This is a genomic window from Phenylobacterium sp. J367, from assembly GCF_024699985.1.
Taxonomy (GTDB): Bacteria; Pseudomonadota; Alphaproteobacteria; order Caulobacterales; family Caulobacteraceae; genus Phenylobacterium.
In genome coordinates this window covers 3,471,114-3,486,162 of sequence record NZ_JAJONA010000001.1, presented here as the reverse complement: position 1 = coordinate 3,486,162, position 15,049 = coordinate 3,471,114, and the positions used below count along the sequence as shown (strand labels likewise).

Genomic DNA, 15,049 nt, shown 5'->3' with positions numbered 1-15,049 from the left:
GCCCTCAGCCTTCCCCGGGGCCCGTGTCGGGCGCATCGCCTTCGGGCGCATCGCCCTCCGGCGCGGGGTCGACGCCGATCTCGTCAGGCGCCGCCTCGTCCTCGCCGGTGTCGGCCAGGCGCTCCACGGAGACCACGTGCTCGTCCGCCGAGGTGCGGAAGATGATCACGCCCGAGGTGTTGCGGCCGACCATGCGGACCTGCCGGACCGGCGTGCGGATCAACTGGCCCTGGTCGGTGACGAGCAGGATCTGGTCGCTCTCCTCCACCGGGAAGGAGGCGGCGAGCTTGCCGCCGCGCTTGGTGAGGTCCTGGGCCAGCAGGCCCTGACCGCCGCGGCCCGTGCGGCGGAACTCATAGGCCGAGGTCCGCTTGCCGTAGCCTTCGGTCGAGACCGTGAGGATGACCTCCTCGGCGGCGCCCAGTTCGGCGATCCGCTCGGGCGACAGGGCCGCGTCGCCGGCGGCTTCCTCCTCGTCGTCCGCCGCGGCCGCGACGTCCTCGGCGTCCTCGCCCTCGCCGACCGCGCGGCGCATGGCGTTGGCGTGCTTGACGTAGGCCGCGCGCTCGTCGGGCGTCGCCGCCACCGAGCGCAGGATGGCCATGGAGATGACCGTGTCGCCCTCCGCCAGGCGGATGCCGCGCACGCCGGTGGAATCCCGGCCCGCGAACACCCGCACCTCTTCCGTGGCGAAGCGGATGGCGCGGCCGAGCGCCGTCGTCAGCAGGATGTCGTTCTGCGACGCGTTGCAGACCCCGACCCCGACGATGGCGTCGCCCTCGTCGAGCTTCATGGCGATCTTGCCGTTGCGCTTGATGCCGATGAAGTCGCTGAGCTTGTTCCGGCGGACGTTCCCCGACCGGGTGGCGAACATCACGTCGTACTGGTCCCAGGTGGCCTCGTCCTCGGGCAGCGGGAGGATCGAGGTGATGCTCTCGCCGGGCTCGATGGGCAGCAGGTTGACCCAGGCCTTGCCGCGGCTGGTCGGCGTGCCGATCGGCAGGCGCCACACCTTGAGCTGGAACGCCTTGCCGCCGGAGGAGAAGAACAGCATCGGCGTGTGGGTGTTGGCCGAGAACACGCGCGTCACGGCGTCCTCGTCCTTGGTCGCCATGCCCGAGCGGCCCTTCCCGCCCCGGTGCTGGGTCCGGTAGATGGCCAGCGGCGTGCGCTTCACATAGCCGCCGTGGGTCACGGTGATGACCATGTCCTCGCGGGCGATGAGGTCCTCGTCCTCGACGTCGGCGTCGCCTTCGACGATCTCGGTGCGGCGCGGCACGGCGAACTGGTCGCGGACCGCCACCAGCTCCTCGCGCACGATGGCCATGACCCGCTCGCGGCTGGCCAGGATCTCCAGGTGCCCGCTGATGGCGCCAGCGAGTTCCCGGGCCTCGCCGAAGATCTCGTCGCGGCCAAGGCCGGTCAGGCGGGACAGCGTCAGCGCCAGGATGGCCCGGGCCTGTTCGTCGGTGAGGCGGATCCGCTCGGCCTCGACGATCACGGTGCGCGGATCGGCGATCAGGTCGACGAGCGGCATCATGTCGCCCGCCGGCCAGTCGCGCGCCACCAGGCGCTCGCGGGCCTCGGTGGGGTCCTTGGACGAGCGGATGATGTGGATGAACTCGTCGATGTTCGCGACGGCGATCGCCAGGCCGACCAGGACGTGGCCGCGGTCGCGGGCCTTCGAGAGCTCGAACTTGGTCCGGCGGACCACCACCTCCTCGCGGAAATCCACGAAGGCGGTGATCATCTCCTTCAGGCCCATCTGCTCGGGCCGGCCGCGGTTCAGCGCCAGCATGTTGACCCCGAACGAGGACTGCAGCGGCGTGTAGCGGTAGAGCTGGTTGAGGATCACCTCGGCCGAGGCGTCGCGCTTCATCTCCACGACGATGCGCATGCCGTCGCGGTCGCTCTCGTCGCGCAGGTCGGCAATGCCCTCGACGCGCTTCTCGCGCACCAGTTCGGCGATCCGCTCGACGAGGCCGGCCTTGTTCACCTGGTAGGGGATCGAGTGGATGACGATCGCTTCGCGATCCTTGCGGATCTCCTCGATCGAGGCCTTGCCGCGCATGACCACCGAGCCGCGGCCGGTCATCAGCGCATTGCGCGCGCCGGTCCGGCCGATGATCTCGCCGCCGGTCGGGAAGTCGGGGCCCGGCACGATGTCCAGCAGGTCGTCGAGGCTGACGTCCGGGTTGTCCACATAGGCCAGGCAGGCGTCGACCACCTCGCCGAGATTGTGCGGCGGGATGTTGGTGGCCATGCCGACGGCGATGCCGCCGGCGCCGTTGACCAGCAGGTTCGGGACGCGCGACGGCAGGACCACGGGCTCCTGCTCGGAGCCGTCGTAGTTCTCCTTGAAGTCGACCGTGTCCTTGTCGAGGTCCGCCAGGATCGCCATGGCGGCGCGGGTCATGCGGCTCTCGGTATAGCGCATGGCCGCCGGCGGATCGTTGTCCACCGAGCCGAAGTTCCCCTGGCCGTCGATCAGCAGCAGGTTCATCGAGAACGGCTGCGCCAGGCGCACCAGGGTGTCGTAGATCGCGACGTCGCCGTGCGGGTGATACTTACCCATCACGTCCCCGACGATCCGCGCCGATTTCACATAGCTGCGGTCAGGCGTATGCCCCTGCTCGTTCATCGAGAACAGGATGCGGCGGTGGACGGGCTTCAGGCCGTCGCGAACGTCCGGCAGCGCGCGGCTGACGATCACGCTCATGGCGTAGTCGAGATACGAGCGCTTCAGCTCGTCTTCGATCGCGATAGGGGCGATGCCCCCGCGGCGTTCTTCCGGAGGGGTCGTGTGCTGATCGGTCAAGGGAGGGATTAAGCCGTTAGAATCGGACGGGTTACGTAAGCATTCCTGTTAGCATTTGCGAGCCGCCAGCGCCAACGCTCGCGCGTGCGCACGCGCGAGGCTTCAACGGTGCGGGCGCCGAAGGAGGCGTGACCTCGCGCGCCGGGGCCACTAGGTTCCGCGCCATGCCGCTCAAGCCCGGGGAGCCGGCGCCGTGGTTCACGGCCCCCACCCCTCCAATCCCGAGTTCGTCTTCGACACCGCCGCCGGACGCTACGTCCTGCTGGTGTTCCTGCCCCTGGACGAGGACGCCCGGCGGCCGGTGCTGATGGAGCTGGCCGCCCGCCAGCGGCTGTTCGACGGCCGCCATGCGGCCGCCTTCGCGGTGGCGCGCGATCCGCAGACCATCGCCTCGGCCAAGGACATGCTGGGGCTGCGCTGGTTCCTCGACGCCGACGGCGCGATCAGCCGGCGCTACGAGGTCGCGGGCCCGGCGGACGGCGACCGTCCGGTGGCCCTGCTGCTCGACCCGTCCCTGCGCATCCTCGCCGTCGAGCCGGCCGCTCGCCTGTCGGTGGTCCTCGACCGGCTGGAGCAGTCGCCGCCGCCCGGGGAGCATGCGGGGGTGCCACTGCACGCGCCGGTGCTGATCTGCCCGCGCATCTTCGAGCCGGAGCTATGCCGCGACCTGATCGCCCAGCACGAGGCGGGCGGCGGCCAGTTCACCGGCGTGATGCGCGACAAGGGCGGCCGGACCGTGATGGTGATGGACGACCTCAAGAAGCGGCGCGACGTCCTGATCGAGAATCCGGACCTGAAGGCCGCCATCCGCGAACGCCTGGAGCAGCGGGTCTTCCCGCTGATCGAACGGGCGATGGTCGCCAGGATGACCCGGATTGAGCGCTACCTGGTGAGCTGCTACGACGCCGCCGACGAGGCGGTCTTCCACGCCCACCGCGACAACACCACGCTCGGCACCGCGCACCGCGCCTTCGCCTGTTCGATCAACCTGAACGACGACTTCGAGGGCGGCGACCTCCGCTTCACCGAGTTCGGCCCGGCCACCTACCGTCCGCCGGTGGGCGGCGGGATCGCCTTCTCCTGCAGCCTGATGCACGAGGCCACGCGGGTGACCCGTGGCCGCCGCTACGCCTTCCTGCCGTTCTTCTACGACGAGGCGGGCGCGGCGGTGCGGGCGGCCTATGAGGCGGGCCTGGCGGAGGACTGATCGCCGCTCCGGTGGGCCTCGGAGCCCTCGACGGTCATCGGGAGTTCAGGCAAGAGGCGCCACGCTGTCGCCCATGGATGCCCCCAAGGACCACCGGATGAAGCTCGTCCTCCCTGCCCTCGCCGCCCTCGCGGTCGCCGCGCCGGCGTTCGCCGAGACCCCGATCGCGCCCGGCTACTGGGAGACCACCAGCCAGGTCATCTCGCCGATCCCGACCAAGAAGACCGAGAAGCGCTGCATCCGCGAGGAGGACGTGGAGAAGTTCATGGGCGGCGCGCCGAACCGCCATTACACCTGCACCTACCCCACCCGCGAGGTCGCCGGGGGCAAGATCCGCCTGATCGGCAGCTGCAAGACCAAGAACAGCGCCCCGGTGCCGGTCACCGGCGAAGGGGTCTACACCCGCGACAGCCTGCGCCTGGACGCCCGCATCGAAGCGAAGCTGGGCGGCATGACCGTGCCCGTCAGGGCGCGCACCAGCGGCAAGCGGATCGGCGACACCTGCCCGGCGCCGCCGGTGTCCGACGGCCGCTAGGCCGTCGCGGCGTCCGGCTCGAGGCCGCCGGGCCCGGCTCGCCCCATAGGAAACGGCCGGCCTCCGCCAGGAAGCCGGCCGCGTCCTGCCCGGCGATGATCCGGGCCTAGAACGGAATCTCGTCGTCCAGATCGGCCGAGAAGTCCTCGCGCGGGGCCGAGGAGGTGTTGCGCGGGCCCGACGAGAAGCCGCCGCCCGAATAGCCGCCGCCTTCGCTCGCCCCGCCGCCTTCGCCGCGGCCGTCCAGCATGGTGAGTTCGCCGCGGAACTTCTGCAGCACGATCTCGGTGGAGTACTTCTCCTGGCCCGACTGGTCGGTCCACTTGCGGGTCTGGATCGAGCCCTCGATGTACACCTTGGCGCCCTTGCGCAGGTACTGCTCGCAGACCTTCACGATGTTCTCGTTGAACACGACGACCCGGTGCCACTCGGTCTTTTCCTTGCGCTCGCCCGAGTTGCGGTCGCGCCAGGTCTCCGACGTGGCGATGCGCAGGTTGGCCACGCGCTCGCCGGAGGGAAGGTTGCGGATCTCGGGGTCCGCCCCGAGGTTGCCGATGAGGATGACCTTGTTGACGCTGCCCGCCATGCGATGTCCTGAGCTTCCGTGGTTGCGGGCCCGCCAAGCGCGGGCCGAAGGCGGGAAGCTAGCGAACCCTTAACGGAACATCAAGCAGATGTTCCGCTTCTGTTCCAGGCCGTCCACAGCTATTGACCGGCCGGATCCTGCGGCATTGCGCCCGGGATGGCGAGGCGGCCGTCGCCCGTCCGCACCAGGGCCACGAACCGCGGTCCCTCCAGGGAGGTGGAGGTGAACACCCCTTCCTTCTGCAGGAACAGGAAGTTCGACTGGTAGGCGCCGTAGATCTCCTGCTGGCTGCCGCCGAGGCGCAGGAACTTGATCCGCATGGCTTCGAGGTTGGCCGCGCACGTCTCCAGGTTCGGGGCCTGGACGAGCTTGTTGTACTTCATCGTCCCGTCCTTCTGCGGAACGACATGGAAGCAGACGCCCGCGTCGCCGGGCGGGCGCGTACGCTGGGTGCAGGCGGCGAGCGCGGCCGTGGCGGCCAGGGCGAGGATCAGGGCGGTGCGCGACATGCGGCGACCCTACACGGCGCTGGCGGCCGGCTCTAGGGGATGACGCAGCCCGGCTGCTGCTCCACGAGCGTCCGGAAGCTCCGGTTGTCGTCGGAGACCTCCACGCGGCCCGGCACCAGGCGCAGCGTCTGCTGCCCCCAGCGGCCGTAGGTGGCCGAACCGGTCGTCTCGCAGCGCCCCGCGAACAGCGTCTGGGCGCAGGCCATCCGCGCCATGTCCGGCATCTTGCGCCAGCGTCCCTGGGCGTAGCGCCAGCAGGCCGCGAGCGGTTCATCGGCCGGAATGGCGACGGCCTCGGGGGCGGCGCCCTCGGCGCGCTCCACCGGCGTCTCGGCGGTCTCGTCCGGCGGCAGCGGGGTCAGCATGGTGCCGGCCTGTTCGGCGGCGGCCAGCGCGCCGGTCTCGTCCACGCCGACGTCCAGGGCGTCGGTGGCCACGCCGTTCCGGCGGGCGCATTCGGCCAGGGTGAACTCGCCCACGAACTGTCCCGCCACGAAGCACCGCAGCGGCCGCGCCGGGTCGAGGGTGTCGTCCTGCGCGGCCAGAATCGATCACCAGCCCGCCCTGGGAGGCCGGCGGATCCGGCGCACGCCCCCCCTGCCCCTGGCTGACCAGCACCCAGGCGATGGCGGCGCCGGCGACGAGCGCGGCCACGCCGCCCAGCACGACGAGACCGGTGCGGCGCGCGGGCGGCGCGGGCTCGGTGGGCGGCGGAGTCGGGTTCATGACGCTGGCCTAGACCGGCCGTTGGCCGGATTCAAGGCGGCCGCCAAGGTCGGTCAGCCTCCGCCGGTCAGGCGGTCGAGCGCAGCCTGGTAGTTGGCGATCTGATTGGTCAGGTAGGTGGGGACGGTCCCCTTCCTCGCCGCCGCCGCGGCGGCCTGCTGCTGGCGGATGTATTCCGGCGTCGCAGCCTCCTTCATGTCCTTGTAGACCGACCGCAGGACGCCCATCGCGCCGGCCACCTCGGCCAGGGCATGGCTGATCTGGTCGGCGTTGGAGAGATTGAGGTCGCGGGGCAGGCCGAGGCCATAGATCTGCGCCCTGCCGTCGGCCGGCAGGGTCTTGTCGCCCTTGGTGACCGTGCCCCGGATAATGCTCTCCGAGATGCCCAGGGTGGCGAGCGCGTCCCTGGCGGCCGTTCCCGGGGCGATCTCGATGACCGAGCGGGGATTGATCGGCTCGATCTTCAGGCTGCGCACCCCCTCAGCGGTGGTGACCGAGACCTTGGCCTGGAATCCGGCGGCGCGGCGGATCTTCTGGGCCAGGGTGTCCAGGGTGTCGTTCGCCTCGATGGTGACCGTCTTGGTGGCGCTGCCGACCTGGACGGTGAACTGCTCGCCGGCCCGGACGGCGCTCTGGGCGGTCAGCTTCTCGGAGTCGGCCAGGTCGAGCTCGCCGTTCGGCAGGCCCAGGCGGTCGAGCACGCTCGCGCCCTTCGTATCGACGGCGATGGCGGTGGGCGCGGCGTAGCCGTCCTTGCCGGAGTACCGGCGCGACCAGGCGACGGCGCCCGAGCCGATGTCGAGCCGGGTCAGGAAGGCGTCCTTGGTCCCCACCGCCTCCTGGTCTCCCAGGTCGGAGCCGACGGAGCCTGCGATCCAGACCTGGCCGTCCGAGACCGACAGCGCCGTGGCCTTGTCGTCGCCCGAGCCGCCGTAATAGGCGATGCGATCCGCTGCCGAGCCCGCGAGCGTCGTCGACAGCCGCGCGGCGAACGCGTCGGTCCCCCCGGAGTGGTTGCGGCTGACCATGCCGGCGGACAGGAAGCTGTTCTGGGTGGTGCCGGCGATCACCAGCTGGCCGCCGGTGTCGAGTCCGATCCCGGCGATGTCGCCGCCCTGCAGGTCACCGAGGTCGCGGACCGTCCCGGCCGTCGCGCTGCCGCCGGTCACGTCGAAACGGCGCAGGACCGCGTGGCCCTTCTCGACGCTGGCCACCACGACCGCGTTTCCGTCCACCACCAGGCCGCGGGGCCTGTCGGATCCGTCCGTGCCGAAGGTCTGGGTGAACAGCGCCTGGACCTTGCCCTGGTCGTCGGCCTTGAAGGCCTCGAGATAGCCGTCGTAGTCGCCGAGCGGAGACCCGCTGCCGGGCATCGCCGACTTGGCGCGGCCGGTGACATAGACCGTTCCGTCGGCGCCGAACGCCACGCCGGTGGCCTCGTCCTCCTGGCGGGCGCCGCGCCGCTGCGTCCAGAGCTCGTCGCCATTCGCATCGTAGAGGGTGACGAAGCTGTCCGCCTTGTCCGCATAGGTCCCGGACGCGCCCGAATTCAGCGCCCCCTCGGTCGCCCCGTTCAGCCCGCCGGTGACCGCGCCGGCGACCGCCACCTTGCCGTCGGCCGACACCGACAGGGCGAGGCCGGAAGCGCTCTCCGACGCCCCGAGGGTGCGGGTGTAGAGAAGCTTCCCCGCGGAATCGTATTTCATCAGGGCCACGTCCTGCGCGCCCTTGATCGACTGGCCGTCGGTCGCCGCCGTCACGTCCGCCAGCATATAGACCGAGCCGTCGGGGCCGACCTGCTGGGCGCGCACCGCCTTCACCTCGGGGCCGAGGCTTTCGGCGAACACCCGCCCCTCGACCCAGTTCGCCTCGCCCTCCCCCTGCACCGGCGACGGCACGCTGCTGGAATCGGTCTGGAACTTCAGGAACTGGCGCTCGACCCGGCCGTCGTTGGTCGAGGCCTTGCCGTCGGGATCGGGATTGCCGACCTCCTGGGCGACATAGACCGCCGGGGCCGTCGTCTGGGCCGCGAAGGTGACGGTCTCGCTGGTGCCGATCTTCACCTTCAGCGCCCACTGGTCGGAGCTGGCCGGCAGGGTCACGGTCTTGCCCGCCACGGTCACCTGCCGCGGCTGGCCGGGAATCCGCTGCGTCTGGATGCGCGTCTCCACGCCCTCGGCCTGCAGCTTCTCATTGATGTGGTTGATGACATTGCCGATCGTCCGGGGCGTCGAGCCCATCTCGGCGAGGTCGATCTGCACGTCGTGGACGTTGTTCACCTTCTTCACCGAGATGGTGAAGCTGACCGCCCCCTCGAACGCCGGCACCGGCTCGGTGTTCGAGCTGGTCAGCGGCTGGGTGACGTACTCCGTCGGCGTCTTGGGCGTCGTGAGCTTCGCCTTCACCAGGCTTGTCGTCTCGCCCTGAGCCAGACGCGATTCCTCGAGGCGGGCGGCGTCGATGTAGGCGGTGACCTCGGCCAGGCCCCCTGGCGAAGCTTGCCTCGACCCGGGACTTCTCGACAGTGGTGAGCTTGCCCTTGCTGTATTCGGCCAGATCATTGAGCGCCGTCAGGCCCTGGTACAGCGCGAAGAGCTTCTTGTAGTCGGTGCTCGCGCCGGTCATGTCGAGCTTGGCGGCGCCCTCGTCGATCAGCTTGCGGCCGGCCAGGGCCGCGCGCACCGCCTCGCTCGCCTTGGCCTTCGTCTCGCTGGCCGACAGGATGACGGACCAGGGGGCCGTCGGCGCGTACTTCTTGCTCGCCGCAATCTGGGCGGCGAGATCGGCCGTGGAGTCGCTGCTCGTGGTGTCCGCTCCGAAGAGCTGGAGCAGCGCGCTGCCGGAAATCTGGTTTATGGCCATGCCAACACGCCCGCGGCCCTAAGCTGCCGCGCCACGGAGAGTGACACGACAGGGTGGCTCGACCGTTAAGGGATGGGAAAAGACCCGGACGCGTGGCGCCCGGGTCCTCGTTACGCCCCAACGGATACTCGAGCTCCTCATCAGCCCTTGAAGAGCGAGAGGATGATCTGCGGCGCCTGGTTCGCGATCGACAGCGCCTGGGCGCCGAGTTGCTGCTGGACCTGCAGGGCCTGCAGCTTCGCGCTTTCCTTGGCGAGGTCCGCATCGACCAGGTTGCCCACCCCGGTCTCCAGCACATCGGTCAGCTTGGAGACGAAATTGGCGTGGGCGGCGATCTGCTTGGCCTGGGAGCCGAGGTTGCCGAGCGACTGGTTCACGTTCGCGATCGACGCGTTCAGGAACACCAGCGCCGACTGGGCGAGGGTCACCGTCGACAGCGACCAGCTGTCGGGGATGGTCACGATGCTGCCGCCCAGGCTCATGTTCTGGCCGCTGAGCGTGATGTACGAGTTGGCCTCGGCGTTCGCCAGGAACTGGATGTCGGGAGCGATCGTCCCGTTCAGCATGTTGGCGCCGTCGAAACTGGCGTTGTCGGTGATCTGCCGGATCTGCCGCAGGATCGCCTTGAAGTCCGAGTCGAGCGCCAGGCGGGAGTTGCTGTCCAGCGACGTGTCCATCGCCGCGACGACCTTCTCCTTCAGCTGGACCAGAAGGTCCGAGACGGACTCGCCGGCGGTCATCGAGACCTCGGCGATGGAGTTGGCGCGATCCAGGCTCATTTTCACGGCGGCAAGGGCGCCGATGTCGGCCCGCTGCCCCTGGGCGATCGACCAAATCGCGGCGTTGTCCCGCGCGTTGGCGATCTTCAAGCCGGTGTTGATCTTGTTCTGAGTGTCACCGAGCTTGTCGTTGGTCGTGTTAAGGTTCTGGAGCGCGACCAGCGCAGACTTGTTCGTATGCACGCTGATCGACATCGCGGATTCTCCTCAGTCGTCTTGGCCCAGGACCCGCTTTGGCGAGTCGCTTCGGGGTTCCATGAGGAGAGTTGGCGGTTATGGTAAGCAAGAGGTTAACGACATTAACGCCGTTCGCCGCCGCCGGCCTGCGCCGGGGCGGTTAACAGTCGCAGCCTTGGGCTCCCCAGGACGGGGGCCCGGATCTCAGGCGCTGGTGCGGATCACCACGCCGGCGACGTATTCGGACGCCTCCCGCATCTTCAGGACCTCTTCCCGCTGAAGCTGGAGGATGACCTCGCCGGTCCGGCGGTCGATCGTCTTATAGACGTAGGCGCCGGTCGCCTGGTCCTCTTCGATAATCAGTCGCAGGTCGGCCTGATCCTCGCTCGCGCCGCCCGGTTCTCCGGTCCGCCCCTGCTCGGGGTTCTGGGAGGTATGGCGGCCAAAGGTCGGATCCGGCGTGGCTGCGTAGGGCGCAACCTTGCTCTGCATGGCTCCTGCCGCTGCCCTGGGCAGCGCTCCGGAATGAGCGTGAGCGGCGGGAAGGTCGCCCTCCCCGCCGCCACGTCAGGCCGCGAAACCGGATGGATCCGCGGCCGGCGGGCCCTTAGCGGAAGAGGCCAAGGAGGATCGACGACGACTGGTTCGCGATCGAAAGAGCCTGGATGCCCAGCTGCTGCTTGGTCTGCAGAGCCTGAAGCTTGGCGCTTTCCTTCGCGAGGTCGGCATCGACGAGGTTGCCCACCCCGGCGTCCAGGGTGTCCTGAAGCTTCATCACGAAGTTCAGGTGCGACTGCAGGGACTTCGAGCCCGTGCCGAGCTTCGACAGCTTGCTGGACACGTCGGTGATCGCCGAGTTGAGGGTCGTGATCATGGCCGACGCGGCCGAGGTGGTGCCGATCGAAGAGCCGCTGCTCAGGCCAATGCCGCTGAGCGACAGGTCCTGCGCCGCCACAGTGATCACCGAGCTGGCGTCCGCGTTGGCGATCGCCTCGACGGTGGTGCCGCTCGCCTCGACCATGTTCGCGCCGTTGAACACGGCGTTGTCCACGGCCTTGGTGATCTGGTCGCGCAGCGACGTGAAGTCGTCGTTGAGCGCCGCCAGGCTGTTGGCGTCGAGCGTGGTGTCCGAAGCGGCCAGGGCCTTCTCCTTCATCTGCAGGAGCAGCTCGGAGATGGTTTCACCGGCAGAAATGGCCACATCCGTGGTCGATTGACCGCGCTGCAGCGATTCCTTGACCGCGTTCAGGGAGTTGGAGGTTGCGCGCTGGTTCTGGGCGATGGCCCAGATGGCGCCGTTGTCCTTGGCGGACGCAACGCGCTTGCCCGTGTTGATCCGGGCTTGGGTAGTCATCAGCTCGCCGTTGGTCTGGTTCAGATTCTGAAGCGCGACCATCGCGCCGACGTTGGTATTGACGCTGTTAAAAGGCATTCCACTGGTTCCTTGTTTCAAGGTCGCCGGCGGTCGTTCTGACTGCCGGGGGCTTTTTGCCCGGCAGAATCAGCAGCAAGGCGCGGGCCAACTCGGCAATTTTGGCCGAGCCGCGCATCTTGCTGTTTTTACAGCGTTATATGTCTGTTAGGCATGCCGCGAATCGGCATTTTCTGCCCACTTCGGGAAGATCAATCGGCAGAAATTGCCCCGCCGCCCGGCAAGAATTGCCGCGCATGAAAAACGCGGCCGAAACGGCCGCGGGACGGAAACGCTTGGAATCTGGAGGGGCTGGAAAAGGTCCGCCGGGCGGGCGGCGGGCGCCCGCCCGGCGTCGCGACTATCGGCCGAACAGTGACAGCAACGACGAGGACGCTTGGTTGGCGATCGAGAGCGCCTGGATCCCAAGCTGCTGCTTTGTCTGCAGCGCCTGGAGTTTGGCACTTTCCTTCGCCAGGTCGGCGTCGACGAGGTTCCCAATCCCGGCATCGACAGTGTCCTGAAGCTTGTTGATGAACGTGAGGTGCGAAGCCAGGGACTTCGACCCGGTTCCAAGCTTCGAAAGCGCGCTCGAAACGTTGATGATCGCCGTGTTGAGGGCGGCGATCATGCTGAAGGCGGCCGATTGCGTCCCGATGGACGCGTCCGCCGCCAGACCAGCCAGCGCCCCGGTTCCCAGATCCATGGACTGCGCCAGAACCGTGATGGTGGAGGTGCCATCGCCGTTGGCGATAGCGGCCACCTCGGTCGGGCTCGTCCCCTTCAGCATGTTGGCGCCGTTGAATTCGGCGTTGTTCACGGCCTTGGAGATCTGGTCGCGCAACGAGATGAAATCGTCGTTGAGCGCCGTTCGGCTGTTCGTGTCGAGCGTGGTGTCGGAAGCCGCCAGGGCCTTCTCCTTCATGAGAACGAGAAGATCCGAGACGGACTCGCCGGCGGAAACCGCTACGTCGACGGTCGACTGACCGCGCTGCAGGGATTCACGAACGGCATTGAGCGAATTGGACGTCGCACGCTGGTTCTGGGCGATGGCCCAGATGGCGCCGTTGTCCTTAACGCTCCCAACCCGCTTTCCGGTGTTGATACGTGATTGAGTGCTTGCCAGCTCCGCGTTAGTCGCATTCAGGTTCTGGAGCGCCACCATGGCGCCCACGTTCGTATTCACCGAATTGTACGGCATCTCTCGTCCTTCCATTCTGGAGGTAATCGTCCGGCTTTTGCCGACAGGCGCTTTTCCGCCTTGAGAGAACTCCGCAAGCCGCGGGCCAACCCGGTAACCTTTTATGTTGTTGTTTTTACTAGTGGTTTTTGGCGCGCCCCACCGGGCCGCTTAACCATATGGGACGTTTGTGCCCGGCGGCCGGAATCTACTGCCGAGCCATCCCCCGCCCGCCGGCGAGTCGTCCGAGCGTCAATGAAAAAGGCCGCGGGGTCACCGCGGCCTCCAGGTCCCTGGTTGTGCAGTTGGGCGGCTAGGCCGCGACGGCGCCTGGACCGGCGCCGGGATGGGCGCCTGCGCCTGGCCCGGTGGACAGGCCCTGCATGATCATCCGGTTCACGTCGATCAGCGGCTCGATGTCCTCCTGGCGGCGGATCACGGCGCTGGTGTGCTTGCCGACCCAGATGCTCAGCGAGATGATCGAGGCGCGCAGCTCTGGCGGCAGCTTGTTGTCGGGATGCGAGCAGTCGTCGCCCAGGAAGTTCCAGACGCGGCGGTTCCAGTCGAGCGCGTCGATCCGCCCGCCGATATCCATCGGGTCGCGCTTGGACGCTTCCATCAGCGCGAGCGTCACCTGCGCGAAGAGACGGTACTCCGTCTCGCGCGGGCTCTCGGCGCTAGTCGCCGTGCGCTGATACGCCTGAAGGGACATTGCCCAACCTCTCGTCTTCGTACTCGATAAGCTTTCGGCAGAGCATGAGCGCCTTGTACCACTCACGTTCCATGCAGAACTTCGAGATCTGGACGCATTCCGCGAGGACCTCAGGGTTGCGGATCACCCCCATGAACTCGGTCAGCCGGACCACGAACTCGTCGTAGTACCGGGCCACCCCGGGCTCATCGAGGTACATCATCATGACCGGGAAGTAGATGCGGCGGGCGGGCGTGTTGGCGTCCTCCTGCTGCATGATGTCCTTCTCCCGCAGGACCGAAGCCTTGTTCTGCAGGACAAGCACGCCCCGGCGGTCGCCGTTCTGAACGACGGCGCCGTTCAGGACGAACTTCTCCCCGGGCTTGAGCGACAATTTTAGCGGCAAGACCGCCTCCCGATCCCTGCGTCCACAGAATCTACGTCATGATTCGAATGACCCATTGTCGCTTTGTGCTGGGCCGAACGCACCCTCAGGGATAGGCGGCATCCGTTAACGGGGCCTTGCCAAGGGTGTGGCCCAAGGCCGCGGTTAAGGTCTCGCTAACCATAACACCGCGATCTCATGGGCAGTCCTTAAGCAAGAGAGTCTCCATGACCGCTCCGGCCGCCGCCAGCGCCGTCTCCGCCGCCGCGCTCCAGGCCGCCCAGGCCCCGGTGGCCAAGGCCGGGCTGGTCAGCGGCGCTATGGGCCAGGCGGGCTCCCGCGACGCCCTCGAACGTCTCAACGAGGCGATGCGCGAACTTCGGGCCGCGGCCGTTCAGCCGATGCTCCAGCGCGCCGTCGTCGCCCTGCAGGCCGACGATTTCCAGACCGGCCGCGAGTGGGCGCTGAAAGCCCTGGAGAAGGACGAGCGCAGCGGCCCCGGCTGGTACCTGCTGGCTATTTCGCTCGAGCGCGCCGGCGACTTCGCCAACTCCATCCAGGCCTATGAGTCGGCGCTGAAGCTGCTGCCCGACCACGCGGAGGTGGCCAACGACCTCGGCCGCCTCGCCTTCCGGCTGGGCATGTCGCCGGTCTCTGAGAAACTGTTCCGACACTTCCTTGACCGCTACCCGGACCATCCGGAGGGGGCGAACAACCTCGCCTGCGCGCTGCGCGACCAGTCAAAGCTCGACGAGGCGGTGGATGTCCTGAAGCCGGCGCTCCTGCTGCATCCCGAGGTGGCGATGCTCTGGAACACCATGGGCACGGTGATGGGCGAACGGGGCGACTTCGAGAACGCCCACGTCTTCTTCGGCGAGGCCATGCGCCTCGACCCGACCCTGGCCAAGGCGCTCTACAACTACGGCAACAGCCTGCTGGCGCTGGGCGACGCCGCCGGTGCGCTGGAGGCCGTCGAAGCCGCCATCGCCATGGACGTGCCCGAGGACGAGCGGCAGATGATGCGGCTCGCGCGCTCGACCATCCTGATCGCGCTCGGCCGGATCGGCGAAGGCTTCGACGAGTACGAGGCGCGGCTGCATCACCTCTACGCCGACGTCACCCTCTACGCGATCCCCAGGCCCCGCTGGGCCCGGCGCGGACCTCGCGGGCCAGCGCCTGCTGG

At 68.3% G+C, this 15,049-nt stretch carries 13 protein-coding genes and 1 pseudogene; 3 read left to right on the top strand and 11 right to left on the bottom strand.

The window, feature by feature from the left end; genetic code table 11:
- Nucleotides 1–4: 4 nt before the first annotated feature.
- Entirely contained in the window at nucleotides 5–2,818 is a 2,814-nt protein-coding gene (gyrA, locus tag LRS04_RS18610) for a DNA gyrase subunit A (protein ID WP_257817605.1), read from the bottom strand.
- A 193-nt stretch (nucleotides 2,819–3,011) separates the two neighbouring features.
- Between gyrA and LRS04_RS18605 the strand changes: the two genes are divergently transcribed.
- Nucleotides 3,012–4,025, top strand: coding sequence for a 2OG-Fe(II) oxygenase (locus LRS04_RS18605; RefSeq protein ID WP_257817604.1), 1,014 nt, complete (start codon nucleotides 3,012–3,014; stop codon nucleotides 4,023–4,025).
- Nucleotides 4,026–4,122: 97 nt separating this feature from the next.
- Nucleotides 4,123–4,560 (top strand): DUF3617 domain-containing protein, encoded by a 438-nt coding sequence (locus LRS04_RS18600; protein ID WP_257817603.1) that lies wholly within the window; start codon nucleotides 4,123–4,125, stop codon nucleotides 4,558–4,560.
- 106 nt (nucleotides 4,561–4,666) lie between these two features.
- Here the strand turns inward: LRS04_RS18600 and LRS04_RS18595 are convergent, their stop codons facing one another.
- The 10 genes from LRS04_RS18595 to flbT form a co-directional block, all read right to left on the bottom strand.
- Nucleotides 4,667–5,146, bottom strand: a complete 480-nt coding sequence (locus tag LRS04_RS18595; protein ID WP_257817602.1) for a single-stranded DNA-binding protein — start codon at nucleotides 5,144–5,146, stop codon at nucleotides 4,667–4,669.
- Nucleotides 5,147–5,265: 119 nt separating this feature from the next.
- The gene (locus tag LRS04_RS18590) at nucleotides 5,266–5,655 is read right to left on the bottom strand and encodes a hypothetical protein (protein WP_257817601.1); all 390 of its coding nucleotides are present in this window, start codon (nucleotides 5,653–5,655) and stop codon (nucleotides 5,266–5,268) included.
- Between the two features lie 32 nt (nucleotides 5,656–5,687).
- Nucleotides 5,688–6,149 carry a hypothetical protein gene (locus LRS04_RS18585; RefSeq protein WP_308238179.1) on the bottom strand — a complete coding sequence of 154 codons (462 nt, stop codon included), beginning with the start codon at nucleotides 6,147–6,149 and terminating at the stop codon, nucleotides 5,688–5,690.
- 285 nt (nucleotides 6,150–6,434) lie between these two features.
- On the bottom strand, nucleotides 6,435–8,786 hold the full coding sequence (locus tag LRS04_RS18580) for a hypothetical protein (RefSeq protein WP_257817600.1): 2,352 nt from the start codon (nucleotides 8,784–8,786) through the stop codon (nucleotides 6,435–6,437).
- A 597-nt stretch (nucleotides 8,787–9,383) separates the two neighbouring features.
- On the bottom strand, nucleotides 9,384–10,217 hold the full coding sequence (locus LRS04_RS18575; RefSeq protein ID WP_257817599.1) for a flagellin: 834 nt from the start codon (nucleotides 10,215–10,217) through the stop codon (nucleotides 9,384–9,386).
- A gap of 186 nt (nucleotides 10,218–10,403) precedes the next feature.
- A complete protein-coding gene (locus tag LRS04_RS18570; protein WP_257817598.1) occupies nucleotides 10,404–10,691 on the bottom strand; it encodes a flagellar protein FlaG in 288 nt (95 codons plus the stop codon).
- A 115-nt stretch (nucleotides 10,692–10,806) separates the two neighbouring features.
- Entirely contained in the window at nucleotides 10,807–11,631 is an 825-nt protein-coding gene (locus tag LRS04_RS18565; RefSeq protein WP_257819186.1) for a flagellin, read from the bottom strand.
- A 340-nt stretch (nucleotides 11,632–11,971) separates the two neighbouring features.
- Nucleotides 11,972–12,811, bottom strand: a complete 840-nt coding sequence (locus LRS04_RS18560) for a flagellin (protein ID WP_257817597.1) — start codon at nucleotides 12,809–12,811, stop codon at nucleotides 11,972–11,974.
- Nucleotides 12,812–13,103: 292 nt separating this feature from the next.
- Nucleotides 13,104–13,502 carry a flagellar biosynthesis regulator FlaF gene (flaF, locus tag LRS04_RS18555; RefSeq protein WP_257817596.1) on the bottom strand — a complete coding sequence of 133 codons (399 nt, stop codon included), beginning with the start codon at nucleotides 13,500–13,502 and terminating at the stop codon, nucleotides 13,104–13,106.
- The gene (gene flbT, locus LRS04_RS18550; protein ID WP_257817595.1) at nucleotides 13,468–13,887 is read right to left on the bottom strand and encodes a flagellar biosynthesis repressor FlbT; all 420 of its coding nucleotides are present in this window, start codon (nucleotides 13,885–13,887) and stop codon (nucleotides 13,468–13,470) included. The genes flaF and flbT overlap by 35 nt, the downstream gene beginning before the upstream one ends.
- Nucleotides 13,888–14,093: 206 nt before the next feature.
- Between flbT and LRS04_RS18545 the strand changes: the two are divergent.
- Nucleotides 14,094–14,882, top strand: a pseudogene (locus LRS04_RS18545) (tetratricopeptide repeat protein); the annotation flags it as partial.
- Nucleotides 14,883–15,049: the final 167 nt, after the last annotated feature.